This is a genomic window from Rhizobium sp. RHZ02 (assembly GCF_014851575.1).
Lineage (GTDB): Bacteria > Pseudomonadota > Alphaproteobacteria > Rhizobiales > Rhizobiaceae > Rhizobium > Rhizobium altiplani.
Genome location: NZ_JACUZX010000013.1, coordinates 1 through 24,466 on the forward strand (window position 1 = coordinate 1; position 24,466 = coordinate 24,466).

20 protein-coding genes and 4 pseudogenes are annotated in these 24,466 nt (G+C 56.5%); 6 read left to right on the forward strand and 18 right to left on the reverse strand.

Features of this window, described 5'->3' with window-relative positions; translation table 11 throughout:
* Positions 1 to 82: 82 nt before the first annotated feature.
* The 7 genes and pseudogenes from IB244_RS18535 to IB244_RS18565 form a co-directional block, all read right to left on the reverse strand.
* Positions 83 to 409 carry a hypothetical protein gene (locus IB244_RS18535; RefSeq protein WP_192305170.1) on the reverse strand — a complete coding sequence of 109 codons (327 nt, stop codon included), beginning with the start codon at positions 407 to 409 and terminating at the stop codon, positions 83 to 85.
* Positions 410 to 427: 18 nt separating this feature from the next.
* Positions 428 to 904 (reverse strand): annotated as a pseudogene (locus IB244_RS18540) (LysR family substrate-binding domain-containing protein); the annotation flags it as partial.
* Between the two features lie 8 nt (positions 905 to 912).
* Positions 913 to 2,531 (reverse strand): annotated as a pseudogene (gene tnpC, locus IB244_RS18545) (IS66 family transposase).
* A gap of 75 nt (positions 2,532 to 2,606) precedes the next feature.
* The gene (tnpB, locus tag IB244_RS18550; RefSeq protein ID WP_007536941.1) at positions 2,607 to 2,951 is read right to left on the reverse strand and encodes an IS66 family insertion sequence element accessory protein TnpB; all 345 of its coding nucleotides are present in this window, start codon (positions 2,949 to 2,951) and stop codon (positions 2,607 to 2,609) included.
* Positions 2,948 to 3,331: a transposase gene (locus tag IB244_RS18555; RefSeq protein ID WP_169684544.1), complete on the reverse strand. Its 384-nt coding sequence runs from the start codon at positions 3,329 to 3,331 to the stop codon at positions 2,948 to 2,950. The genes tnpB and IB244_RS18555 overlap by 4 nt, the downstream gene beginning before the upstream one ends.
* Positions 3,332 to 3,407: 76 nt before the next feature.
* A pseudogene (locus IB244_RS18560) lies at positions 3,408 to 3,680 on the reverse strand (LysR family transcriptional regulator); the annotation flags it as partial.
* Positions 3,681 to 4,717: 1,037 nt separating this feature from the next.
* The gene (locus IB244_RS18565) at positions 4,718 to 5,563 is read right to left on the reverse strand and encodes a hypothetical protein (protein WP_192305171.1); all 846 of its coding nucleotides are present in this window, start codon (positions 5,561 to 5,563) and stop codon (positions 4,718 to 4,720) included.
* A gap of 183 nt (positions 5,564 to 5,746) precedes the next feature.
* Here IB244_RS18565 and IB244_RS18570 point away from each other — a divergent pair, with 183 nt between their 5' ends.
* Both IB244_RS18570 and IB244_RS18575 read left to right on the forward strand, forming a co-directional pair.
* On the forward strand, positions 5,747 to 8,563 hold the full coding sequence (locus IB244_RS18570) for a TrlF family AAA-like ATPase (protein WP_192305173.1): 2,817 nt from the start codon (positions 5,747 to 5,749) through the stop codon (positions 8,561 to 8,563).
* A 70-nt stretch (positions 8,564 to 8,633) separates the two neighbouring features.
* Positions 8,634 to 10,217, forward strand: coding sequence for a hypothetical protein (locus IB244_RS18575; protein WP_192305175.1), 1,584 nt, complete (start codon positions 8,634 to 8,636; stop codon positions 10,215 to 10,217).
* A 180-nt stretch (positions 10,218 to 10,397) separates the two neighbouring features.
* On the opposite strand, the gene IB244_RS18580 is transcribed toward IB244_RS18575, so the two are convergent.
* On the reverse strand, positions 10,398 to 10,547 hold the full coding sequence (locus IB244_RS18580; protein ID WP_192305177.1) for a hypothetical protein: 150 nt from the start codon (positions 10,545 to 10,547) through the stop codon (positions 10,398 to 10,400).
* A 488-nt stretch (positions 10,548 to 11,035) separates the two neighbouring features.
* Here IB244_RS18580 and IB244_RS18585 point away from each other — a divergent pair, with 488 nt between their 5' ends.
* Positions 11,036 to 11,878 (forward strand): hypothetical protein, encoded by an 843-nt coding sequence (locus IB244_RS18585; RefSeq protein ID WP_192305179.1) that lies wholly within the window; start codon positions 11,036 to 11,038, stop codon positions 11,876 to 11,878.
* 44 nt (positions 11,879 to 11,922) lie between these two features.
* Here IB244_RS18585 and IB244_RS18590 read toward each other — a convergent pair whose 3' ends face one another.
* Positions 11,923 to 12,432 carry a hypothetical protein gene (locus IB244_RS18590; RefSeq protein WP_192305181.1) on the reverse strand — a complete coding sequence of 170 codons (510 nt, stop codon included), beginning with the start codon at positions 12,430 to 12,432 and terminating at the stop codon, positions 11,923 to 11,925.
* Between the two features lie 286 nt (positions 12,433 to 12,718).
* Between IB244_RS18590 and IB244_RS18595 the strand changes: the two genes are divergently transcribed.
* On the forward strand, positions 12,719 to 13,015 hold the full coding sequence (locus tag IB244_RS18595) for a hypothetical protein (RefSeq protein ID WP_312867250.1): 297 nt from the start codon (positions 12,719 to 12,721) through the stop codon (positions 13,013 to 13,015).
* 301 nt (positions 13,016 to 13,316) lie between these two features.
* Here the strand turns inward: IB244_RS18595 and IB244_RS18600 are convergent.
* A pseudogene (locus IB244_RS18600) lies at positions 13,317 to 13,772 on the reverse strand (LysR family transcriptional regulator); the annotation flags it as partial.
* A gap of 153 nt (positions 13,773 to 13,925) precedes the next feature.
* Between IB244_RS18600 and IB244_RS18605 the strand changes: the two are divergent.
* Positions 13,926 to 14,141, forward strand: a complete 216-nt coding sequence (locus tag IB244_RS18605) for a helix-turn-helix domain-containing protein (RefSeq protein ID WP_026371877.1) — start codon at positions 13,926 to 13,928, stop codon at positions 14,139 to 14,141.
* A 938-nt stretch (positions 14,142 to 15,079) separates the two neighbouring features.
* Here IB244_RS18605 and IB244_RS18610 read toward each other — a convergent pair.
* The 7 genes from IB244_RS18610 to IB244_RS18640 all read right to left on the reverse strand — a co-directional run bounded on the left by IB244_RS18610 (position 15,080) and on the right by IB244_RS18640 (position 21,878).
* Positions 15,080 to 15,268, reverse strand: coding sequence for a hypothetical protein (locus tag IB244_RS18610; protein WP_192241062.1), 189 nt, complete (start codon positions 15,266 to 15,268; stop codon positions 15,080 to 15,082).
* A gap of 215 nt (positions 15,269 to 15,483) precedes the next feature.
* The gene (locus tag IB244_RS18615; RefSeq protein WP_192305183.1) at positions 15,484 to 16,554 is read right to left on the reverse strand and encodes an ABC transporter ATP-binding protein; all 1,071 of its coding nucleotides are present in this window, start codon (positions 16,552 to 16,554) and stop codon (positions 15,484 to 15,486) included.
* 22 nt (positions 16,555 to 16,576) lie between these two features.
* Positions 16,577 to 17,431, reverse strand: a complete 855-nt coding sequence (locus IB244_RS18620; protein ID WP_018116377.1) for a sugar phosphate isomerase/epimerase family protein — start codon at positions 17,429 to 17,431, stop codon at positions 16,577 to 16,579.
* Between the two features lie 31 nt (positions 17,432 to 17,462).
* Positions 17,463 to 18,701: an ROK family transcriptional regulator gene (locus IB244_RS18625; RefSeq protein WP_192305185.1), complete on the reverse strand. Its 1,239-nt coding sequence runs from the start codon at positions 18,699 to 18,701 to the stop codon at positions 17,463 to 17,465.
* Between the two features lie 41 nt (positions 18,702 to 18,742).
* Positions 18,743 to 19,585, reverse strand: a complete 843-nt coding sequence (locus IB244_RS18630; protein WP_062369753.1) for a carbohydrate ABC transporter permease — start codon at positions 19,583 to 19,585, stop codon at positions 18,743 to 18,745.
* Positions 19,582 to 20,511 carry a carbohydrate ABC transporter permease gene (locus IB244_RS18635; RefSeq protein WP_018116374.1) on the reverse strand — a complete coding sequence of 310 codons (930 nt, stop codon included), beginning with the start codon at positions 20,509 to 20,511 and terminating at the stop codon, positions 19,582 to 19,584. Before IB244_RS18635 ends, IB244_RS18630 begins: the two co-directional genes overlap by 4 nt.
* A gap of 68 nt (positions 20,512 to 20,579) precedes the next feature.
* The gene (locus tag IB244_RS18640; RefSeq protein ID WP_192305187.1) at positions 20,580 to 21,878 is read right to left on the reverse strand and encodes an extracellular solute-binding protein; all 1,299 of its coding nucleotides are present in this window, start codon (positions 21,876 to 21,878) and stop codon (positions 20,580 to 20,582) included.
* Between the two features lie 269 nt (positions 21,879 to 22,147).
* Here IB244_RS18640 and IB244_RS18645 point away from each other — a divergent pair, with 269 nt between their 5' ends.
* Positions 22,148 to 23,194 carry a Gfo/Idh/MocA family protein gene (locus IB244_RS18645; protein ID WP_192305188.1) on the forward strand — a complete coding sequence of 349 codons (1,047 nt, stop codon included), beginning with the start codon at positions 22,148 to 22,150 and terminating at the stop codon, positions 23,192 to 23,194.
* Between the two features lie 15 nt (positions 23,195 to 23,209).
* On the opposite strand, the gene IB244_RS18650 is transcribed toward IB244_RS18645, so the two are convergent.
* The gene (locus IB244_RS18650) at positions 23,210 to 24,346 is read right to left on the reverse strand and encodes an ROK family transcriptional regulator (protein WP_113470917.1); all 1,137 of its coding nucleotides are present in this window, start codon (positions 24,344 to 24,346) and stop codon (positions 23,210 to 23,212) included.
* Positions 24,347 to 24,466 lie beyond the last annotated feature (120 nt).

Consider the following 24,466-nt stretch of genomic DNA (forward strand, 5'->3'; position numbering starts at 1 on the left):
GCCGCAAGGAGTTTCGACGCAATATCAAATGCCCTGAGCGACATCTGTGCACTGTTCCCCGTCGAAGAATGTCGAAACTACTTCAGGGCCGCAGGGTATGAGGCGATTTAGACGCGACAAGCTTTAGAATCTCGAAAAACTCTAGAAAGGTGGCAACGGCTTCGCAAGCAAAAGCTTCTGCCTCGTCGGCATCCGGTGTCTCGACCACGAACCAGCTGGAAGCCTTGACTTCATCGTCAGCTGCAAGAGTCGAGAGGGTATGACCGATCAATTCGCGAATTCCGGTCGAAAACTGCGACAGGCGAAGAGGATTGTCGAGCGCCTTGTAGGCCATCAGCGAGCCTTTGAGCACCTCCCTGGAGAACTCATCGAGAAGCATGGCGTTCAGGAACTCGCTGAGACGTTCCAATTCGGATGGTTGTGATTGTCAGCCGCGCCGTGCCAGCGACCGTGCAATGTCGACGATATCATCGCGGCCAGCGGTTGGGTCCTCTTTACTCCAGGCAATGCCAAGCCCGATCCGGAAGTCGATCCCGCTTACCTTCTTCAGCTCGAAGCCGCGATTGGGAAGATCAAGTGTCCATTCCGGGGCAAAGCCGATGCCAAGCCCGGCAGAAACCAGCGAGTAGGTGTCATCACAGCTGAAGGCGATGTTGGCGGTGAGGTCGTATTCCGCAAACTTCTCATTGAAATAGCGTTCCGTAAAAGACAGATTCTGCCGGTTGAAGGCGATGATCTTCTGAGTGCGCAGATCGTCGATGCTGATTTCCTCCCTGGCGGCCAGCGGATTGGCATGGCCAACCGCCAGATAGTAGCGCTCATGCGCAAGCGAGACGAAGCGCAAGGAGCCGATGTTTTCCACCGGGCGGATGAAGCCTAGATTGAGCTGGCCGGTCTCCAGGCCGTAAGCGGTTAGCCGATGGCGTCAGGCTTGAAGTTCCATGGCATAAGTGCCTCGATTTCAGATACAGGCCAGCCTTGTGCAATGCGGGTCAAGGTCTGGGAAAGCCAGTCGAGCGGATCGACGTTGTTCATTTTGGCCGTCTGGAGAAGCGTGGCCAGCGTAGCCCACGTCCGTCCACCGCCCTCGCTGCCGGCGAATAGACTGTTCTTTCTCGTAATTGTTTGGGGCCTGATCGCGCGCTCGACGATATTGGAGTCAATTTCGATCCGGCCGTCCGTCAGGAAACACTCCAGTGCTTCGCGCCGGGTGAGCGCGTAACGGATTGCTTCGGCGGTCTTCGACTTGCCAGAGACCTTGCCCAGCTCCTTCTCCCAAAGATCAAAGAGTTCGGAGACGATGGTTGCAGATTTTTCCTGACGCAGCATGGAACGGCTGTCGGCATCCCGACCGCGGACCTCATCCTCGATGCGCCACAGCTCGGTCATCGCGATGATCGTGTCCGTTGCAGCCTTTGAGACACCACTGATGTGAAGGTCGTAAAACTTGCGGCGAAGATGCGCCCAGCATCCTGCGAGCCGGATCGTTTCATTGCTGCCGTCTTTGGCACGCGTCTTGGCGAGACTGGATAGGCCGAGTAGCCGTCAACTTGCAGGATGCCGCTGAATCCGGCGAGATGACGCACCACGCAGTCAGCGCCCCTACTGTCCTCAAACCGATAGGCCACCATCGGCGGGCTGGTTCCACCATAGGGTCTATCATCGCGAGCATAAGCCCAAAGCCAGGCCTTCGTCGCTTTCCCCGAACCGGGCGCAAGAGTGGGTAAGGTCGTTTCGTCGGCGAAGATCCTTTCACCCTCCTTGACGCGCTCAAGGATGTAATCGGCGCATATCCGCAGTTCGAAGCCCAGATGCCCCATCCACTGGGCCATCAACGATCGGCTGATCTCGACACCGTCGCGTAGATAGATTGCCTCCTGCCGGTAAAGCGGAAGGCCGTCTGAGTATTTGGAGACGGCGATATAGGCGAGCAGCCGCTCCGTCGGCAGGCCGCTTTCTATGATGTGCGCCGGTGCCAAAGCCTGGAGCACGCCATCGTGGCCGCGGAAAGTGTATTTGGGGCGGCGCGTCACGATGACACGGAACTTCGGCGGCACGACATCCAGCCGTTCGGAGCGATCCTCACCGATCAGGACCTTTTCCAAGCCCACGTATTCAGCAGGGATCTCCGGCTCGATCACTTCCTCGATGCGTTCGAGATGAGCGGCAAAACCCTTGCGTGGACGTGCTGCCCGTTTCGGCTTGTCCTTGGCCGCGTGATCAAGCTCGCTCTGGATTGCCGAAAGGCCGGTCTCGACTTCCTCGAAGGCAAAGGACACCTGTTCGTCGTTGACGCCAAGCCGCAGTCGCTCGGAACGGGTGCCATGTTGGGTGCGCTGCAGAACCTTCAGGATCGATGTGAGGTTGGCAATCCGCTCGTTGGCGCTCTTCTCCACCGCCTCCAGCCGGGCGATCTCAGCTTCAGCGGCCTTCAGTCGGGCTTCTTTCGCAGCCTGCTCGCGCGCCATCGCGAGGACCATCGCTTTCAGCGCGTCAACGTCGTCCGGCAGGTCGTGAGGGGGCAAATCCATGGCAATGAGTAGAGCACAAAAACAGCCGTTTTCCCAACCATTACAGCGCCATGATTCATCTTGCCGCAGGCGCTGTCAGCCAGTCAACAAGGGTCGCCTGACCTTGGCCGGGCGGATCTTTTTCCAATCCATTCCGGCCAGCAACGCCATCAGCTGCGAATGGTCCAGACGGATCCGTGCCGTCGATATGCCCGGCCAGCAGAAGCCCTGATCTTCCAAAGTTTTCGAATAGAGGCAGACACCACTGCCATCCCACCAGACGATGCGAATACGATCGGCCCGTTTCGAGCGGAAGACGTAAAGTGCGCCATTGAAGGGATCGAGACCGCCATCCCGCACCAGCGCCATCAACGAGGCGGCCCCCTTGCGGAAGTCGACCGGCTGGCACGACACATAGACCACCACACCCGAAGCGATCATGCCTTGCGAACCGCCCGTAGAACCCTCACCAGGTGATCGGGGTCAAAATCGCCGCCGACGCGCACGACCATATCCGCAATGACAATATCGACCGAGCCGTTGCTTACCGTTTCGACGCGCGCGAACTTCTGCTTGCCCGTTCCCTCAGTCAGGGGCGCAACAGTGCCCGATGCCAGTGCCGTGCGACGCCATCCATAAAGCTGTGACGGATCCAGGCCTTCAGATCGAGCAACCGCCGAGACGTTCGCCCCAGGCTGCAGCGCCATGGCTAGGATCCGCGCCTTTTCGTCGTCCGACCACTCACGCGGCTTGCGTCGTCTTCGCACCGGCTCCGCAGTCAAAACCTCAAAGGTTCGAGGGTGATTCACACTGTCGCTCATAGGATTCTCCGCATGACTCATGCAGAAAATCGCCGATCAGCAGTCCGAAAGATACGTGGGATGGCCTACGCGCTTACTCCAGGCCGCGAATGATCTCGCCGGTATTGCCAGACGCGATGTGGATGCGGACATCGGGATACTTGCGGGCGATCTTGGCAAGGAAGGTCGGTAGCATGCCCATGGTGGCCGGGTAGATGCTGCCGATCCTGATCTGGCGGATGCGACTGCCGCCGGCTGCCCGGGTCAGTTCGGTGGTCAGGTCGATGTCGCTCAGGATCCGCACACAGCGATCGTAAAAGGTTTCCCCTGCCCTGGTCAGTTCCACCCTTCTCGTCGAGCGGATGAACAGCGGACAGCCAAGCTACACGAAATGTTGGTTTCGCAATTCAAGGCAATCAAATTTTGGGCGGCGATCTGGGCAGCAATGTAGCGGTGATTCGCAAAGCGAGCACGATGTCCCAGCTGTATCTTGAGAATCGAGCTTCACATAGGCTGGGCTGAGCAGAACGTGGAAGAGATCAATCCGAGTATAACAAATTTTCGGTCCTCAAAGCACGTTGCGTTCAACAAAAATCTGTTGGTTGTTACGACGACAAGCCCCCTGCAGGCCAATGCCGTTATCGTCACTCGGCAGCCATCTCACCTGCTCTGCCACTGCTTCCAACTGGCAAAGTTTGTCCGAACTGACACCTCCACTCCCCATTGATGCAAAGCTTCGATCCTGTTTTCTTTGGAAACGTTACGAATGCTGCCTTCGCCTCTGATTTATCTGATCTAATCTTGCGGCGAAAACCGGACCTATGGATTCACGGACATATTCATAAGTTTCGTGATTATATCGCTGACAAAACGCGGATCATCTGCAATCCGCTCGGATACAGGGGCGAGCTATATACCTCTGGATTTCGCCCGAACTTCGTGGTCGATCTTTAGGGCTGACTTAGCTTAGAATTGAACGCTAATTTACCCGGCTTGCCCCCGTCGGTAACTACACTCCGGCAATTCTGCCGTTCCGGTAGGCGATGAGCGCAACTGCCATTTCACGCGCGTCTGTGTAGGTCAAAGACGCAAATTTATCCCCCGACCGAAGAAGGTGAGACATCAGGCGACGCGTAATCAGATCAAGCTCATCATTACCGTCACAAACCACCGCGCTTGCCTCGTGCGTGTTAGGCTCGGGGGAGCTGGCTCTCCCACTGGAAACAGACGAAGGTTTAGGCAGCTCGGAGATATAGACCATTTCGTAAGCTCAAGTGCGGCAAGGAAATGGTCGTTTAAATCAAGCCCTCTTGTCAACGCGGTTCCAGCGGGGTCCGATGGCTCATCGCGGGCGCCATCCCGCGAAGCACAAACTCGATCCAAGGGTTGGTCCAATTCTCATTCAGGCTAAGACGCTTTCAACGAGGATTTCTCCCCCGCTTTAAGCACAAAATACGTTGTATCGAGCACCGTGTCCTGATTGACGACGGCGTCAATTGACTTGTTCTCCGGGTATTCCTTGACTGTGAACGCAAACCGAGCGACCAGCATGCAACGGAGATCGCCTGCATCCTCCCCAAACCATATTACAAGCTCAGCTGATCCCTGGCGCGTGCGCTCGTCGTAAACCCGAAGCGGCTTAAATTGGACGGTAGCAGTTGTGCTAGCGGCGACCGGTGTACTGAACCCATGAGAAGGCGACTCCAGCGACTTCCCCTCAATTTCATACCTGACATGCACAGGCTTGATATGGAGTGGCTTGGTACTTCGATTTCGGAATCTGAGTAAAGCAGGCATATCGAAGCCGTCGTCGCTTCGCGTGCAGCGCACAACTAGACTGTCTGCAATCAGGTCGAAGTCAGTGCGCTTGCTCTCCACCATTCGATAATCGACAAATCCACTAACGGCGGGGAAAGAAAGCGTCGGTGCGGGTTCCTTGGTCAGACGTGCATCAGCGGCAGAAGAGATCGACGCAATATTGAGGTGCTTGTCGGGGCGTTGAAAAGCTCTGTCCAGGCCGATTCCGCAGACGGCACCAAGCAAGAACGTTGTTGGCAACACAAAAAATAGAGAGCGCGTGCCCACGACAATCGCGTTGAATGCAATTGCAACCCATTCTGGAAGCAGTGAGAATAGGTTGGCGTGGTCCGCAGCTCGCACGACCAGCTCTGTCCAAATGGGCGCGAGGAAAAGTGTCGCAAAAAACGTGACGATCCATCTGTATTTTTTCAAAAATTCAAAAATTAGCGCCATGCCGACGTCTTCCCCAGATGGTTGCAGACACATTCACTGCTTGCGGGCATCTTACCGCAGCTGATTTACCCGAAGTTATCGCGATAATCCTGCGGTCCCATCAGAACAAAGCAAACATTGAGTTGTTTTTCCCCGTCTTTTACACTTGAATACCGCCCAAATCGCATTTCTTGGTAGGTGTTTATGCTTTCAGACAACGGTCGCCCTATTCCGCAGTATCGAGGGGCACGATTTTTTAAATGCGACTTGCAGATGCAAACACCGTTCGACGGCGGACATTGGGTCGGTGAGAAACACGAAAGCGCCGAGGCGGCAGCGGAGGCATACATACGCCGGTGCTACCAGGAAGAGCTGGAAGTAATCGCGCTCACCGAACATAATTTCGTGTCGAAGAGCTACATCCCTGTGTTTCAGCAGAAAGCCAAGGAGCTGAGCAAAGAATTCGGCTACGAATTGGTGATCTTTCCAGGTTTCGAATTTACCGCAAATGTTGGCAAGGGCATCCATGTCCTCGCGATCTTTGAACCGGGCTCGGACCTCGACCACATTGACCACATTCTCACGGAATGCGGTGTGCCTATTCCGCGCCAGACAGGGTCGGGTCAACACCAGCCGTCGACGAAGTCTCTGACCGAAATCATCAGCGTTGTTCAGGCAGCAACTGAGAAAGGCGGTAAGCGCGGCCTCATCATCCTGCCGCACATACAGTCCAATTCCGGGATATTTGACGGCGAAAAAACGGCTGACTGGCTCCAGCAGAAAGAGTTCACCAATCCTGAGCTACTGGCTGTTGAAGTTCCGAAATCACCAAGCCGGATGAGCAACGCGTTCCAGACACTTCTGTCGAACTCAGACGCTTGCCATCCTGACTGGAAGAGGACGCGTGCCGTCTGCTGCGTCATGTCGTCAGACGCCAAGGCGCTGGTTGCCAACGAAAAAACGCAAAATGCAATCGGGTCGAAGTACACTTGGATCAAGATGAGCACACCGTCCATCGAGGCGCTGAGGCAGGCATTTCTGGACCATGACTCGCGTGTGCGCCGGTCGGACGAGTGCCCTGGGCGGCCCGAGCTGGCCCACAGCCATCCACATCTCGACAAGGTTCGCGTAACGGGCGCTAAGTTTCTCGCGGACGATGAGGTTTACTTCAGCCAGAACCTAACCACGCTCATTGGTGGACGCGGTACTGGCAAGTCCACGCTTATTGAGTATCTGCGTCTCGCGCTTCAGCAGCAGGCGGCGTTGGAGGCAGACACTAAAAGCCAGCTTTATCTCGACTTCCAAAACGTCCGAGATACGCTCAGTTTGCCTGGTTCACTTGTAGAAGTTACGTACGATAAAGGTACTGACTTTAAGAGCCAGAAGATCGACCTGTCCGTTACGTCTGGTGTCGCCAAGGGTATCGACCCAGCTTTCGGCGACCTAAACACTTTCCTGCCGGTAAAGATTTATAGCCGTGGCCAGATCGAAGCGATTGCAAATGACCCACAGAAGCAAGCGTCGATAATAGATGACCTGATCATTTCCCCCCTGGAGGCACTGAGAAATGAAGAGCGAGATATCGTCAGGCGCCTGAAAGACCTCAACGAGTCTTTACGGCAGGAACCTGAGATTCTCGCAGCAAAATCCAAGCTTGTGGCTGAGGTATCGAACTTGACCGCGCAGATTAATGCGATCAGGGAAAAAAGTGGTGACCTTGAGAATTGGTCCAAGTGGAACGCTGAAAAGCAAGTTCTCGCCACGATGTATCAAGCTGCCGACGACTACCTGGATTTCCTGAGCCGGACTAATTCGGACAGTCGGTTCGCGCCCGCTCAGACCCTGGATGGTGACTTTCCTTCCGCGCAGCATGCCGAAATCAGCGCTGCGATGGACGTGGTCAAGAAAGAAATCGGCGAGGTAATCCTTCGGGGAAAGGAAACCTTGGCAAAATTGGGGAAGTCAGAGAAGCAAATCGCCTGGCAAACTGAATTCGACAAGGTCGAGGAAGAAAACAGAAAAGCCACAGCTGACCTGCTTAGCCGAGGCATCGATTTCAAGCTTTATGCTGATCTCCAGCGTAGCCGCGACGCAGCCCATTTGCAATTGGAGCAACAAAGCCTCCGACTTTCGGAAATTGCGGCCAATCGTAAGGTGTTTGGGGACGAATATCGCGAGAAGCTCCTGAACGTCTGGGAGCGGCAGTTCGCGCTACGCAGCGCGATGGCAACTCGTCTGAACGACCAAGTCACCAAAACGAAGGTCGGAACGCCCACTGTTGAGTCTGAGATAACCAAACACGGCGACTACCGCGATTTTTTTGAAGCGATGGCACCCTATCATCGCAACAGGCGAGTTGTCAGCCAAGCTGACTGGGAAGCGATCTTGAAGGCCGCGTTCAACTTGGGCCTGAAGGATCAGATTTCGCCGATAGACATCCTGGAGCAGTGGATTGCGTCGCGGGATTGGGTGCCGGACAGTTTCCCTGCCGGTGATGTACAGCCCAAAAAGCTTGCATCCTTAGCCGAGTGGTTCACGGAGACTGACCTCAACGATCTGAGGACCCACAGAATAGCAGACTCGGTAACCGTCAGCCTAAACCGTCGAGACGATGGCAAACGAGTTGGTGATTTGATCGGTAGAAAGCTTTCAGCGGGCCAGAAAGCAACGACAGTCCTCTCCCTCCTGTTGGCGGAAGGCACCTGCCCTATCATCATCGATCAGCCCGAGGACGACCTCGACAACGAATTCGTGTTTGAACAACTGGTGCCAATGCTCCGCTCAATCAAGGAAAAGCGGCAAATTATTGTAGCGACCCACAATGCAAATGTGCCCGTGAACGGCGACGCAGAGCTAATCATTCCGCTGGAAGTTCGCGACAGCAGGGGATCACAGAAAATCATCGACAAGGAGCTAACCGTCGGGGCGCTTGATCGGCATCCTGTTCAGCAGGCGGTCGAACTCATTCTTGAGGGAAGCTCCGAGGCATTCCGGCGCCGCCGCGAGAAGTACGGCGTTTAGTCGCTAATTTGTTGTTATTGCAACCGCCCGCCTCGGCAAACCTGGTCGGGCTAGCGCTTTTGGAAATAGGATGCGCCCAGGGTTTACTCGACGAGAATTACATCGCAGGAAGTTTGCGAAAAACGTCGCACGGCTCAACGAAGCGTTTGAGAGCCTAGATTCGGAGATTGGCTTCCTGAAGCTGATTTGGGCCTCGGACATGCTCCAGTCGAAACTAGGAAAGAATGTTAGTCGCTATCTACAGTATCCAGCCGCCGCCGCCAGCCTCTCGGCTGACTCACCTTACGCTATTCGCAAATGGGAGTTAGAGACGCTTGTCGCCCTGTTTTTCAAGGAGTCGCGTGCGGCAGCTTCTAAGCAGTGGGGCTCACAAGCGCTGAACACAGCGCAGTTTTCGACTATATCTGACCTCGTAAACATCCTGAGAAGCATCGAGGATTCAGAAAGCGGCGCGAAGCTAACGGCCGAAACAGTGCTACGTGAAATGCACAAAATCGCGCATAGACAGTTCGAATGGCAACGAAATTTCGCTACCAGAGAACGCCTGTACCGATTTGCGTTCATTTACGGCCAAGGTGCCTGCGCCGAATTCTTTGAGGCGAAACATGGCCTTTCAATCAGCGAATTTCTTAAAGCAGGCTTCCTGATCTTTGCCCATGCTCACCTGACCCCATGGATGGGGGCTGTCGGACTTGAGAAGCTTGCCATCAGTAAGGCGAGCGTTGAGCAGGCCGTCGCCGTTATGTCGCTCAGCCGCACCGACTTCCGGTCGCAGACAGCAGACCTGAACCGACAGTTGTTGAAGAGCAGCGACGTTCCACTCGCTTACCTTCCAAGCCTCCTGAGGCAGTACCCCCTGATTGCCGAGCCCAGATTCAACTCCTTCATCGCGCCTCTCCCTGAACTTATCATCTATCGTATAACGGTGGGACTATTTTACGATATTGCGTCGGGCCCCCAGCACCTGCTCAACGAGGCAAACAATCGCTTCGAGCAATATGCTCAACGGCTGCTAACAGGTTTCTATCCTGGCTTCGAGGTCCTGGATAGCACTCGCTACGGCCCAAAGAAGGCGACTATCGACACACCCGATATTCTAGTCTTGGCGAACGACACTGTTGAGATCGTACTGGAGTGCAAGGCAACGAAACTCACCTATGTGAGCCAATATTCAAATGATCCTGTGACTGAAGCTCGGAAACAATATGAGCAGATTGCGAAAGGAGTCGCTCAGCTATGGCGCTTCTTCGCCCACGCGCGTATCGGCCTTTATAATGAACGCCCCGTGTCGCCTAGCGCAGTAGGCGTTGTCTTGACACTCGACGCGTGGCTGCCGATGTCAGTGGAACTGCAGGATGAGGTCATAGATATCGCGAGGGGTTTGGTGTCCAAGGACGCAGACGTGGTCGCAGACGACATGAGAAGGGTTGTTTTCTGCCCAATGCAAGACCTCGCAGACACGTCGATCATCTCCACACAAGCCCAGTTTCAGCGAACGCTAGCACTTGCAAGTGGGGACGAATTTAAAGGATGGTCGTTGCGCGAGATCAGAAGAAGGTTAGACGAACCGGAGATTCCGAATAAATTCCCGCTAGCTTATGCGGATATCTTGCCGTGGATGGAAAACATTGCTCCGCCCGCCTCTCAGGATTGACACCATACGCGCCCACCATTGCATGTTGCCAACCATCTTCGACGACTAAGAATGTCCCTACAGTCTAAAAGGATTCACGAAATGGACGTTCCCGATAGTCCTCTCACGCGTTTGCTCAAAAGCCTTCTTTCCATAGAGGAGCAACAATCCGGCGCTTACGAAGATGCAGCTAAGCCACCGTCAGGCGGGAAATGGTCCGAAGCGGGTGTGCCGCACAAGGGTTGGGAAGTGGTCGAGTGCTTCAAGCTCGAAGACCGCGAACAACTTTGTGAAATGTGCGAACGCCAGCACGTCATGTTCGTTCATGTCATGCGCCATGAGAAATACCATGACGACCTCCGGGTCGGATGCGTCTGTGCGGGACATATGGAAGGAGACCTTTCCGCAGCGCACCAGCGCGAAGTGCAGTTTCAGAACCGCACCAAACGGCGAGCCAATTGGCTTAAGCGCAAGTGGCGGGCCTCAACTTACCAAGCAGGCGGTCAGGTTCTGAGAACCGACGGAATGCAGATCACCGTCTATCCCGCCGGTCACCAATGGGCAGCAGCGATCTCGCACCGCGCGAGCGGTCTCCGACGACATTCGAAGCTCTTTTACAGGACCGCCGAGGAGGCAAAGCTTGCGGCTTTCGATGTCATGATGGACTGGCTTAAGAGGAAGCCATGGACCAAACCCGGGAATTCTCGTCGCGTAGTGCGCGGGTAGAATTCCGACAACGCCAGCTGAGTTATGTTGAGTAACGGAGGCAGGAGTGCTGATTTCTAGGGTCCGAACTCCAGACCCATGTGTTATGGACAGCTGAATGAGTGGAGTTTCCTATGCCTGAATATGAAGATCGACTGATATTGTTCATCGATTTCCTCGGCTTCAAAGAGCACGTCGATCACACAATAGATGACCCAACATTTCTCGACCGCCTCGTGCATGCGCTTGAAACGCTGCGCGAGGTTGGAATGGAGCAGGAGGTGTTCCCGAGCCAGCAAATGACGCACTTCTCTGACTCAGTTGCTCTGTCCTTCAGAATTGACGAAAGGTCCGCCGTCTTCTGGATGCTCACGCAAATAAGGCTGGCGATCTTTAACTTGGCAGGCGAAGGCTTCTTGGTGCGCGGCGCAGTTACCGCCGGGCCGCTATATCACACCTCTGAAATTTTGGTTGGACCCGCAATGGTCCGAGCATATCAGCTTGAATCACGGATCGCGGTATTTCCGCGCGTGCTTATCGACCCCGCAGTAATCGAGATCGCCAGGGTTCATCGCAGTTCCATCCACCATGCAGACGACGAGGAACAGTACGTCCGGAGCGGACTTGCCATGGCTGAAGATGAATGGTTGTGGATCGACTATATTTCCTATGAGGCTTACGAAAGCGCGGGAGCAGAAACGGACGAATATCCGTTCTATCTCGAACGGATTGGCCAGATGATCGCGGCCGGTTTGGGCCATTCATCCACGTCAGTCGTTCGCAAACATGTTTGGCTCCACCCATGCTATGTCGGGCAGATCGAGCTATTCGAAAGCATCGGCCCGCAGGAAGATGAAACCATGGAGGCGCAACGCAGTTACGTTGCCAACCTTCCGACATTCGCGAGCGAAATGGCCGATGCGCTTGCAAGAATTGCTGCCGAGGACGCGTTACAGGCTGCTGCCGCAAATATCTGAGTTCAAGCGAACGAACTAGAAAACCGTGTTGCCAACTGCGCCGCTCAGAAATCGCAACCGCCTTCGCCAACTCTCCGACCAGGTCGCATTGGAGTGTTTCCAAAGCGATAGGTGTGTTCGTGGTTGATTTGGCAAATCTTGTAGTCGCCTTGTCCGGTGATGAAGATGAACAGACGATCCTTGTTGAGGCAGGCTGGGCAAATGAAGTGCTCGGGCTCATTCTCAGAGGCGAACTCCGGTCGCAACTTGTAGACAATGTCGTCTTGCGATGTTCGGTGCGTTACGTAGCGAGCCCGCTCCTGCTCGAACTGGTCTTCTTTCCGCAACTCGTCACTCAGACGACGGAGCGCATCGCTGAGCTGCATGTTCATGACGTTTGCAGAGGTCAGCTCAACGGCAAGGACGTTGAGAAGCTTAGCGGCTTCATTGGCGTCCTCCGATTTTCCAGACGACACCAGACCTTTGACGACGCCTGCCACTTCGGCTGCTTTGCCCGTCAAACCTACAGCGCTTGTCGCTAGACCTAGCGCGGTTTGAAGCATCGTCATGTCCATATGAGGGTGTCCTCAGTTTTCAAGAAGTCAAAGTGGAAGGTATCGGCCAGCCAGCGCCACTAGCAAGGCGGCGTCGGCGGTTTTCCCAAAGCTTTCTCTATAATGGAAGAGCACCATGGCCGTGGCGTCCGTGGACAGCCGGTGGGGCCACAGATGAACGGTAGTGCGAGGCTCTCGCTTATAAGTGTATCACCTACATCGCGCCCGTCGATGACAAGCCGACCGCAGCTGCGCCCGTAGTTGCACCGCTTGGTGCCCTCTGCGGGGCGGGGTCGCCTCCCTGCTCCTGGCCGCCTACGCGGGTGACACCCTAAAATATGTCGGGAGTGTAGGAACGGGGTTTAAAGAGCGGGACCAAGCTACTTTGCGGACGACCATGGACAAATTGGCATGGAAGCGAAAGACGCCGCCTGTCGAGTATAGTGGAAACCGCCGGGTCGTCTGGGCTCAACCAACGCTGATTGCTGAAATCGAATACAGAGCTTGGACATCAGATAGAAAACTTCGCCATCCGTCATTCAAAGGGCTCCGCGACGTACAGGACAAAGCTGACGTTTATCTTTTGACTGACGATAAGGCGTAGGGCGCCCCTCGCCCAGATCACAACCGGTCGCTCCGACTTAAACATCTGTTTGCAAAACTTTTTTACGAAACCTTGAAAGCTCTTGAGCTAACGCAGAGTTGCAAACGCTCGGGGCCACGCAATGCTTAGAACGATTAGTAATTTTAGTTATCCAACGTTTATCGGTGTTTGCGGCGTCGTCAGCACCGTCAGTGACTTAACCCAGAAAACAGATGTTGCCTTACGATGCGCGATAGCCCTTCTGTGCCTCGGCTCAGCAATACTGGTGTTACCGCGAGCGTTCGTCATTGACCGGATTTGGAAGGGTTGCCACCGGGCGGATGAAGCCTAGATTGAGCTGGCCGGTCTCCAGGCCGCGGATGATCTCGCCGGTATTGCCTGAGGCGATATGGATGCGGACATCGGGATACTTGCGGGCGATCTTGGCAAGGAAGGTTGGCAGCATGCCCATGGTGGCCGGGTAGATGCTGCCGATCCTGATCTGGCGGATGCGGCTACCGCCGGCCGCCCGGGTCAGTTCGGTGGTCAGGTCGATGTCGCTCAAGATCCGCACACAGCGATCGTAGAAGGTCTCGCCTGCCCTGGTCAGTTCCACCCGTCTCGTCGAGCGGATGAACAGCGGACAGCCAAGCTCCCTTTCCAGCGACATCACATGATTGCTGAGGGCCGGCTGGGCAATGTGCATCCGGGCTGCCGCCCGGCCGAAGTGCAGTTCCTCGGCCACTGCTTTGAAATAGGAGAGTTGGCGTAATTCCATGAAGGCTGCTTCCCCCGAACATTTCTCGTCGCGATCACGAAACTGACGATACCCTATTTTGGGGTATTCGAAAATCGGTTTTATCGGAAGTGCCGGTGAAATTTCAACTGGCATTTGGCATTGTCCTCTTTCGACCGCATACTTTACCGACGATTGATTGAACTTCTTGTTGAAGCGAGGAGAAGGGCCAACATTACTCAAGTGGAACTCGGAAGACGTATCGGTCAGCGGCAGACCGTGATTTCCAAGATCGAGACTGAAGAAAGACGATTGGATACCGCAGAGTTTTTGCTCGTCAGCAAGGCGATCGGCGTGGACCCGTATGAACTAATGCATCGAGCGGAAATTGATTGCAGTTCATTGCCGTAATAGACGTCGCCTGAAAGAAAACGGCTTTCGACCTCCGATTTCAAAGAATTTCCCGATTGCGGTAGTTTCTTGGCCATACGCGCGACTGCCCTGCAACCGCGACAGCGGGGCCTTTTTCCGCACATTAGTAATTGCGTAAATACTAAATTAACCATGAACGCTTAACTTCCAGCACGTTGCTTTTGGAGCCAGGACCCCAGCCCCTCCGGAGCAACGGGTGTGCGGTTGGAGTTTATGGCGAATTTGCTTCGACCGCGCGCTCTCAATGCTAGACGTGCAACAATCCCGACGGCCCCGTGAAATAGTGCGAAGAACCACTTCTGTCTTGGTACGAACGTATTATGGCTCTCACGCGAAACGCCGGAGCCGAGCCACTTCTCCAATACTATGTCGAAGACCCACGATTGGCTTGGCGCATCCCCAGCGATAGATGTTTACGCGCACTGCGGTCCGTATGCCCGGCGGCGTGGACCGCTCCTGGGATCGCTTCGCGGTCAGCAAGGCCGAATGAGATTTAAGCTGAGCGGTTGTCGGCCGAATTTGTCACCTAGACCGCGATCTGCGCGTCACGTTGTGAACCAGCTCACTGGTCGTCGCGAATTGGCCAAACAAAGCAGTGAGCCTTGCTTCTTCCTTGCTGTCCAAACGGTGCTGCAAGCAAAAATCCGCGATACTCCATACCCTCGTTGTCATGATTGGCTCGGCGGCAGTCGAATCGATGTTTTGCATTTGAGTCCTCCCCACGTGGAGAGGCTATCGGAGCGCAAATTAGCTTGCAATAAAATAAGATCCCCGACCTCAAATTGTCGAAGAAAAGGCAGATTTGGAGAAGGACGACAACGCCGGAATTAACCGTGAGCCAACCCAGGACATGACCACCGCCCCCTGGGTCGACGACGTTCGGTCTTTGCTAAAGACGAATGGCCGCGACCGCGCGCTCAATGTTCGCGTTCCGAGACGTCATCGAAATCGACCATGATGCCGTGACGCGACGCCACTTCCGTTGCCACCTCAAGGGCTTTCTGGATGAAAAGCAGAACGAGGTCATAGTCGGGGCTTTCCCGCGACGCAATCTCTTGCGCAACGCGCAAGGTGAAGATCAATTCTTGCGCAACTGTCTCGGTCACAACACCGCCCCCCGGAAGCCGGGGCAATTCTAGACCTCGGTCGGACGTGCAACTATCCCAACGGTCCCGTGAACTGGTGCGAAAAACCACTACGGCCTTGGTACACACGTACCAAGCCTCTCACACGAAGCACCGCAACCGAGCCGGTTGACCTACAAGCGGTGGCGAAACTTCCATCGGGCAATCTCGCACAATGTTCACAGTGGCAACCCGTTTCACGCGCACGTGGTCAACATCGGTTCGCCTGCGGTGATGCGCCGTTCACCCTCGTCAAACAGGTGGACTGCATCGTGGACCGGAGCAATCCGCAGTACCTCGTCGGGGGCTGCCCTGATCCTTTCACGAAAGACGCAACTGATCGTCTGGGTACCAAGGCGGGCTATCACCAACGTCTCCGACCCCGTCGGTTCAACGACAACAGTTTTCACTTCGATGCCACTGGGGTCGAGCCTGATGTGCTCCGGGCGAATGCCGTAGGTAACGGCGCCGGACGGGCGTCGCTCGCTTGGCAGGACGAGCCCGTCCTCTGTCCGGAAGCCCTCATTCGTCATGCTTCCCTTGATGAAGTTCATTGCGGGAGAACCGATGAAACCGGCGACGAAGAGGTTGTTCGGCCGATCGTAGAGCTCAAGCGGCGAGCCCGACTGCTCAATCAACCCGTCCTTCATCACGACGATCTTGTCCGCCATCGTCATCGCCTCGATCTGATCGTGCGTGACATAAATAGTCGTAGTCTGCAGCCGCTGATGCAGCTCTTTGATCTCGGATCGCATCTGGACACGGAGCTTGGCGTCAAGGTTCGATAGAGGTTCGTCGAAAAGGAAAACGGCAGGATCCCGAACGATCGCGCGGCCCATCGCAACTCGCTGCCGCTGGCCGCCGGACAATTGCTTCGGATAGCGCTCGAGAAGGGCCTCAAGGCCCAGGATCTTGGCAGCGTTGCCGACACGCTGATCGATTTCCGTCTTCGGCATGCGCTTCAGCCGCAATGAGAAGCCCATGTTCCTGGCGACCGTCATATGCGGATAGAGGGCGTAATTCTGGAACACCATGGCAATGTCGCGATCTTTTGGCGCCAGCTCATTGACAATATGCTTGCCTATCTGGATCTCGCCCGAGCTGATGTCTTCCAGACCGGCGATCATTCTGAGCAGGGTGGATTTGCCGCAGCCCGAGGGCCCGACGAGCACGACGAATTCACCATCGCGGATATCGACGGAAACGCCCTTGATGGCTTTGAAGGCGCCATAATCCTTGCGCGCGTTATTCACTCTGACATGGGCCATTTGCGTCCTCCCGGGGTCGCTCTCAAAGCTTGTTCAAAACGTTTCTGAGATAGGCGAGGCCAAGGCGTTCGCCCTCTTTTCGTGCTTCGAGATCCTTGCCCGGCCATCCGTAGGCGGCATCCTCGTGCTCGATCGAAAGGGTGCCATTAAAGCCGTTGGTGCGGGCCTGTCGCAGGAACCGCGGCCAGTCGAGGAGGCCCTTGCCTGGCAGCTTGTACTGCCACCAACCCTTGCCGTGATAGCCGACGGCCTGCTGCGTGGCCGCATCGATTGCGGTATCCTTGGCGTGGAGGATGGCGATGCGATCCCTGACTGCGTCCATCGCGGCATAGGGGTCAATGCCAATGCGGATAAGGTGCGAAGGATCAAATTCGAGACCAAAGCGCCGGTCGGGTATCCGCTTGAAGAGCTCTTCCCAGCCCTTCGGCGTGGTTCCAATGAAGTTGTCCTTGGGGCCCGGCCAGTTCTCGATTGCGAAGATGAGACCGCTTGCTGCCGTCTTGCTGATTAGCCGATTGGCGAACTCGGCAAAACCATCATAGTTGGCTTCGTCATCAGCATTGTCGTCGCGCCCGGGAAAGATCACAAAGATCGGCACGCCCGCTTCGCCGATCGCCTCAGCGAAATCCTCCGTTCTGGCGCGAAGCTCGCTACGCTTGCCGCGATCGCTGTCGAGTTGATTGCCGAAGTAGGTGATAGAGGAGACGAAGAGATTGTGGTCGCGAGCGAGTTTTACGGCGGCCCGCACCCTCTCCGGCGTCTTGATATGGCCGCCGACATCAATTTCGATTGCGTCGAAACCGGCAGAGGCAGCGAACTCCACTACTTCCTCAAGCGGCCGATCGTTGAATGTCGACGTATAAAACCCAATCCTCATCAAAATCCTCCCAGTGGCATTGCCGGCTGCTTCAGTTGTTCAGGCGATCCATGAATTTGAGGGGCGAACGGGTGCGTTGAACGGCGTCGGCCGATGCCAGCATCAGGGCCGCCCCCATTGGCATCGCTGCCGCACCAAGCGCTGAGGCGTCCTCGCCGAGCGAAGCGCGATGCAGCGAAGGCAAAGCGATGTCTCCTGCCGTCAGATGTTCGTGAACATAGCGCAGCAACTCGTCGATCATGCGGATCGGGAGTCGGCCCCCTATAATGATGGCGTCGGGGTCGACGATCATGCCGATATGCTTGACCGCAATGGCAAGATGCGCACTCATTTCCTTAAGCCACTTCGAAACAAGCGCCCTGCCGTGCCCGTCAAGCGATAAGAGGTCCTGGGGTACGCTTGCGCGGATGCCGTGCTCTGCCAGGAATTTGTAGAGGAAGAAGAGCGTCACCTTTTCGCCAAGCAGATCGACCTTCTGTGCGGTCTTGTCCCGGTCATTGGCAATCGGCAGCCAACCGATTTCGCCGCTTAGAGCCATGGCGCCGCGATGGCCGCTGCCATCGAGCACGAGGCCTCCGCCCAGGCAGGCATTGATGGCGATATAAAAGAAACTGCGGCTTTCCGCTCCAAGGCCGTAGTCAAGCTCGGCAAGGGCTGCGGCATTCGTCTCATTTTCGATGAAGACCGGATGCTGTGTCAGATTTTCAAGTGCCGCGCGTACGTCGAACTCCATCCAATCGGAGTAGTCGTCAGGCATGCCAAGGAACGAGATTTCGCCGAGCCAGTCCGGCATCGCAAGGCCAATTCCGGCCAGATGTGCGTCGTCGATCAGCCGGCTTCGCTGGAAATGCGATATCGCATCGGCCGTCAACTGCATGAAATCGGCAGGGCGCACGTAACGTTTCTCGTGATGGACACGTGCGCGCACGTTGCCGACGGCATCAACAGCGACGATCGTCAGGTGATCGCGGTCGATGTTGATGCCGATCGCGAAGAAGGCGTCGGGATTGATCTCGAGCTCGATTGCCGGCTGGCCTCTCAGCCCATGCCGGCGGCGAGCCTCAATGATAAGTCCCTCGTCAAGCAGGCGATCAACGATCCGGGCGATCGCCGGCTTGGTAAAACCGGTCTGCCTGGCGATCTCCGCTCGTGAAATCGGTGCCTGCCGGTGGATACAGCGCAGCACAACGGCTCTGTTGTGCTCGCCCGCATCCTCAACATTGGCCCCCGTCAGATCGGGGGACAATCTGGTGCCAGTTATCTGGTTCATCAATCGGGATCCTTGATCAGCCACGGAAACGCAAACCGTCCCTACCCCTTTACCGCGCCGCTGGTCATGGCACCGAGGATTAGCCGCTGGAGCGACAGGAACGCCACGATCGCGGGCACGACGGAGATCAGGCAGGCGGCCGCAAGCAGCTGGATGGACGAGTCGGTTTGCATGCCACGGAAGTTAAAGATTCCAACGCCGATCGGCATCAGATTGTTTTGTGTGAGCAGAAGAAAGGGCACAAGAAACTGCGACCAGCCCGCAATCACGGTGATGATGAAGACGGAAGCGATACCAGGCGCTGACAGCGGCAGGACGATCCGCCAGAAAACCGAAAAGCGGTTGCATCCGTCGATCATGGCCGCTTCGTCAAGACTGCGGGGGATCCCGTCGACCGTGCTTTTCAACAGCCACGTCGCGAGTGGCACGCCAAGAGCAATGTAGACCATCGTCACCGCAAAATGTGTGTCGAGCAGACCGAGACGGTTCATGTAGCGATAGAGCGGCACCATGATGACCAGCGGCGAGATCATCTGGAAGAGCAAAAGACCCATCATCGACAGCCCCTTGCCGCGGAACTGGAAACGCGAGAAGGCGTAAGCGGCCGGCAAGGCGACGATCAGGACGCCGAGGCCGCTCAGCGCGGCAAGCTTCAGCCCGTTCCAGAGATAGAGCGGGAAGTAGCTGTTATTGAGCACTGTCACGAAATTGTCGATGGTGGGGTTGTGCGGGATATAGCGTGCCACGCCGCGATAGATTTCGCGTTTGTCACGCAAGGCCATCGACAGGAGATAGCTGAGGGGACCGGCGAAGAAGATGAACATCGCCAGCATGAAGAGGTAGCTCAGGAAATCGCCGGAGCGCGTGCCGGTACGCCTGCTCATTGCTGTTCCTCCTTGGGCAGGAACGATGCGTAAACGAAGGCAAGTCCGAGGCTGATGATCAGCATCAGAACTGAGAGCACACTTCCGCCCGAAAGATCGTAATTGCGGAAGACGATATTGAACACGTAAAGCGAGATAACCTCGGTCGCGCGCCCGGGGCCACCGCCCGTCAGCGTGATGATCGCATCGAAGGTATTGAGCGTCATGATCGTGATCAGGATCATATTGACGAGCATGGCTGCGCGCAGCTGGGGGATGGTGATGAAGAAGAACTGCTGCGAGCCCGTTGCGCCGTCGACATCAGCCGCTTCGTAAAGCGAGGGGTCGATCGATTTGAGCGCGGCGTACATGACCACCATCGAGAAGGCAGTGCCGCGCCAGATATTGGCAATCAGCGCCGACCACGGGGCGATTGCCGGATCGGAAAGCCAGGCGACGACGGGCAGGTGCATGAGCCGCAGGATGCTGTTTAGCGCCCCGTATGGAGCCTCGGAAAACAGCATCTGCCAGATGATGCCGCCGGCAATCCCCGGAACGACCCAGGCAACGAGCGCTGTCGTGCGCAGGATGGTCGTGCCGAACAGGCCACGCTTCTCGCCGCGAACGACGACGACGGCCACGGCAAGACCCAGTATCTGCTGACCGATGACGCTGCCACCGACAAAAATTACGGTTGCCCACAGGATGTCGGGCAGCTGCGGCGATCTCAGCGTGTTTGATATCGTGCTCAACGTATAGACGGGATTGTCGCCTATCAGTGTTGCATTGGTGAACGACAGGCGGAAAACGTCGATCACCGGGTAGAGATAGAAGATGCCGATGACGACGATCACGGGCATGATCCAGGGCAAGGGTGCCCCGGCAAAACGGCGCATGAACGGTCTGCTGTGAGGCGCGCTGGCAGCCTCGATGGCAATTGGGCTCATTGGGCTTCTCTGTCCGGGTTTGACACGAACGGCGACGCCCGTCATGGGCGCCGCCGCGATCTCATTCGCTAGAGACGCTTGTAAGCCTCCATCGTGGCGTTGAACGCGGCATCCAGAGCCTCTTCCGGCTTCTTGGTACCAGACAGCACATCGCCCATCATGATCTGGATCTGGTTGGAGATTTCCGGATAGATCGGGGCGCCTGGACGGGCCTGACCATCGACAAGTGCGCCGGCAAAGGTCTTGTTGGCTTCCGTGGCGAAGACATCATACTTGTCGAAGAGCGACTTGCGCGTCGGCAACTGCTGCTGCAGCGCATTGGCTGGTCCCATGTAGACTTCGCGAGCAAGGTTGGCGCACATCTCCACCTTGTCCTTGTCCTTGCTGAACGAGGCGATCGTCCATCCGCCCGTTCCTGTGGAGCGCTGATCGGCGGTTGGACCGGGGATCGGCGAGAAGGTCCAGTTCTTGAACTCGTCTTCGTCCAGCGTGACCTTCAACTGGGCATATTGCCAGTTGCCACCGATGAAGAGAGCGGTGGTTCCGGCCGCCGCCGCGGCGTTGAGGTCGTCATAGTTGCCGATGGTTGTCACACGCTTCGGCGCTGCACCGGAATCGACGAGGTCCTTGTAATAGGTCAGGGCCTTCAGGAATTTCTCCTTGTTTTCACCCTCGCCGAAGATCGGCTTACCGGAATCGTCGACGAGCTTGCCGCCGAGCGCCCAGTAGTTCGCCAGCCAATCGAAGGTGGACCCCTCGTAGCGGCCCGCGTTGAAGAGGATGCCTTCCATGCCCTTGTCGACGGAAGAAAGCCCGGCCTTCTTCAGGTCATCCCAGGTCTGGGGCGCATCGGCCACGATCGATTTGTTGCGGTAGAGCACGCGAAGGTCTGTATCCCACCACCATGCACGGATCGACTGGTCCTTGTCGGTAATGCCGTTGCGGATGAAGGGGAAAAGGTCGTTGATCTCGTCCTTCGAGAAATAGGGCGTGAAGTCGGCGAGGACGTGGTTGACCATGAACTGGGAGAGCACGAAGGAGTCGACCGCAGCGCAATCCGGAGCATTTCCGGCCTTGGCCTGCTCGAGCATCTTGGCCTGTTCGGTGCCTATGTCAGCCGACATGAACTGCATCTGCAGTTTCCACTCGGGATGCTTCTTGATGAAGTCGACGAAGAGTTTCTGATACCCCTCGGCAATAGCCGGATCGGCGTTGTTGGGACTATCGTTCGTGAGCCGTACGACGAGGGTTTTCGGTGCGTCGGCAGCGCCGATCCGGTCCTTTGTCGCGAGCTCCTGGGCAAATGCGGCAGGCACTGAAAATAACATTGTGCTCAGCGCTAGTGCGCTGATGAACGCTCTCTTCATGATGGGTCTCCTCCCCATTTAAACGGATACAGCCTGGTAGTCGGTTGACCTCTCCTCATTTCCATGCTGCATTAATTAGATTAAGTTACTTTGATTTGATGTCAAGCCGCAGCTTGGGAGGATTGAGATGCCGGCGACATTCAACACAAGTTAGCGGCTCGCAACCGCACTTCCCGATCACACAAGAATTGAGCCGTTTCGGGCACCCGCAATGGCGTGGTGAGGCTTTGCCTCGGCTATGGCCAAATGTGACTTCCATGGAGGAAAAGATGCGCTTACTCATTCTCGGCACCGGTGGGATGGCAAACCAGCATGCTGTAAATTTCAAGGCGATCGACGGCGTTAGCGTCGTGGGCGGGGTGGACGTCGTGCCAGAACGGCTGGCGGACTTTTGTTCGGAGCACAGCATCCCCAACCACTTCAGCTCGCTGGAGGAAGCCCTTGCCTGGGGCGAGTTTGATGCCGTTGCCAACGTCACGCCCGACCGTATCCATCACCCGACTACGCTTCAGGCGATTGCAGCGGGCAAACATGTCTTTTGCGAGAAACCGCTGGCGACCGATGCCGTCAAGGCGATGGAAATGACCGATGCCATCGAGAAAGCGGGCAAGGTCGGCATGGTCAACTTCACCTATCGCAATTCGCCCGCCCTGCAGAAGGGCCGCCAGATGGTGCTGGCCGGTGAGATCGGCGAGGTCAGGCATGTCGAGGCATCCCACCTGCAGAGCTGGCTTGTCGGGCGTCATTGGGGCGACTGGACAACCGAGAGCAAGTGGCTTTGGCGTCTCAGCAAGAAGCATGGGTCGAACGGCGCGCTCGGCGATATCGGCATCCATATCGTCGATTTTGCCTCCTACGGCTCGGGACTGGATGTCGCCCATGTCTTCGCGCGGCTGAAAACCTTCAACAAGGCGCCCGGCGACAAGATCGGCGAATATGATCTCGATGCGAATGACAGCTTCACGATGAATGTCGACTTCACGAGCGGGGCGATCGGCACCATCCAGGCGACACGAACTGCCGCCGGCCAGATGGATCAACTGCGTCTCAGGGTCTATGGCGAGACGGGGTCGATCGAGATGATCTATGACACCGGAAAGTCAACGCTGCGTGCTTGCCTCAAAGAAGACGTTCACACCGCGACATGGCGTGACGTTCCCTTCGAGCCGGTGGAGACCAACTACCAGCGGTTCGTGCAGGCCGTCCGGGCAGGCAAGACACAGGAACCCTCCTTCCGCCGCGCGGCAAATATCCAAAAGGTGCTCGATAAGGCGCTTGCCTCCGACATCAGCCACGCAGACGAGGCATTGGCCTGAGACGGCACGTCGGTGTCAGACGGAAACCGGCGGCAGCAAGGTGTTGAGGAAGGGTAGCAGTGCCGCCCCCAACGCTACGCCGCCGCCACTGAAGCTTGCGGGTTTCATCGGCGAAATCCATGGCGTCAGGAAGGGCCGTTTGGATGTGTCACGGCGTTCGACCGAGAGCTGGTGAATCAGAGCCTCGATGGCGCCTCGCGGAAGGTCGCCGCCAATCATGATGGTGCTCGGCGCGATGAAGCCTGCAATCGCAATGATCGGGTCGAGCAGGTGGCTTGCGGCGTCGCGGATCCACTGGGTCAACTGAGGGGAAGACGCCTCCTCGCCCGCGATAAGGCACTTGAACTCGTCATCACTGACGAGTGCGCGCAGGGCGCCGAAGCCGACCACCGTGTTCAGCTGGACATTGTCGGGGCCGGTCAGCATCTCGCCGATGCTGCCTGCGCGTCCATGCATGCCTGAATAAGGAACGCCGCGAACGAGGAACCCGGCCTGCACATCTTCGTCGATGATGATCATCGCCAGTCCACCTTCGGGGGCAGGCGCGCCAATGGTGCGCTCGGCAAGGAGGCTTGCCGTGCACTCATTTTCCACATGGCTGCGAACAACGATCGATGCCGCGTCGAGCTCATCGCTTTCTTGCGAAGTCCAATCATTTGACCCTATCCCCATGCCGATGATCGGCAGGCCGGCATGCCGACCCATCATGGTCTGCGTGGCTGAAAGGATCGACGGAACTCTTGCTGTCGGCACGAGCGGAAAATATTGGCGGTCACGGACCTGGCCGCTGAGATCGATAAGGACGGCTTCGCCCCTGCTTTGGCGGACCCTCACGCCGATTGAAAATGCGCCATCCGGGCGTAACGCAAATTCGGTGGCGGTTGCACCACTACCGGGGCCGCTTCGCCGGTGCGATGTCACCAGACCCTCGTCGCCGAGGCGGCGCAGAATATTGGTGATACCCGGGCCTGTGAGCCCGGAGTGCTGGCCGAGCTCCATGCGGGTCAATGGACCGTGCCGGCGGATTGCCTCAAGGATGACGCGGATATTTCTGTCTGCGATTTCTCCCGACCGCAAACCAATTGTTTTTCCCCGCGAAACGGCCGATTCATCTGGTTGGCGTCGTCGCGGCCCAGAACGAAGATACCGCATAACTGTCTTCCCCAAGCACCTGAATGCTTGTGTATCACAAGGAAAACTCTCGCAACTTATTTCTTGTGCGCTTGACGGGAAAACAAAGTTACTTAATCTAAGCGCTGCAACGCGCCCCGG

Excerpts from the sequence above, each read along its gene's own strand:
- tnpB (WP_007536941.1), bottom strand. The coding sequence starts at position 2,951 with ATGATCGCTTCGGGTGTGGTGGTCTATGTGTCGTGCCAGCCGGTCGAC.
- IB244_RS18555 (WP_169684544.1), bottom strand. The coding sequence starts at position 3,331 with ATGAGCGACAGTGTGAATCACCCTCGAACCTTTGAGGTTTTGACTGCG.
- IB244_RS18565 (WP_192305171.1), bottom strand. The coding sequence starts at position 5,563 with ATGGCGCTAATTTTTGAATTTTTGAAAAAATACAGATGGATCGTCACG.
- IB244_RS18570 (WP_192305173.1), top strand. The coding sequence starts at position 5,747 with ATGCTTTCAGACAACGGTCGCCCTATTCCGCAGTATCGAGGGGCACGA.
- IB244_RS18575 (WP_192305175.1), top strand. The coding sequence starts at position 8,634 with ATGCGCCCAGGGTTTACTCGACGAGAATTACATCGCAGGAAGTTTGCG.
- IB244_RS18580 (WP_192305177.1), bottom strand. The coding sequence starts at position 10,547 with ATGGTATTTCTCATGGCGCATGACATGAACGAACATGACGTGCTGGCG.
- IB244_RS18585 (WP_192305179.1), top strand. The coding sequence starts at position 11,036 with ATGCCTGAATATGAAGATCGACTGATATTGTTCATCGATTTCCTCGGC.
- IB244_RS18590 (WP_192305181.1), bottom strand. The coding sequence starts at position 12,432 with ATGGACATGACGATGCTTCAAACCGCGCTAGGTCTAGCGACAAGCGCT.
- IB244_RS18615 (WP_192305183.1), bottom strand. The coding sequence starts at position 16,554 with ATGGCCCATGTCAGAGTGAATAACGCGCGCAAGGATTATGGCGCCTTC.
- IB244_RS18620 (WP_018116377.1), bottom strand. The coding sequence starts at position 17,431 with ATGAGGATTGGGTTTTATACGTCGACATTCAACGATCGGCCGCTTGAG.
- IB244_RS18625 (WP_192305185.1), bottom strand. The coding sequence starts at position 18,701 with ATGAACCAGATAACTGGCACCAGATTGTCCCCCGATCTGACGGGGGCC.
- IB244_RS18630 (WP_062369753.1), bottom strand. The coding sequence starts at position 19,585 with ATGAGCAGGCGTACCGGCACGCGCTCCGGCGATTTCCTGAGCTACCTC.
- IB244_RS18635 (WP_018116374.1), bottom strand. The coding sequence starts at position 20,511 with ATGAGCCCAATTGCCATCGAGGCTGCCAGCGCGCCTCACAGCAGACCG.
- IB244_RS18640 (WP_192305187.1), bottom strand. The coding sequence starts at position 21,878 with ATGAAGAGAGCGTTCATCAGCGCACTAGCGCTGAGCACAATGTTATTT.
- IB244_RS18645 (WP_192305188.1), top strand. The coding sequence starts at position 22,148 with ATGCGCTTACTCATTCTCGGCACCGGTGGGATGGCAAACCAGCATGCT.
- IB244_RS18650 (WP_113470917.1), bottom strand. The coding sequence starts at position 24,346 with ATGCGGTATCTTCGTTCTGGGCCGCGACGACGCCAACCAGATGAATCG.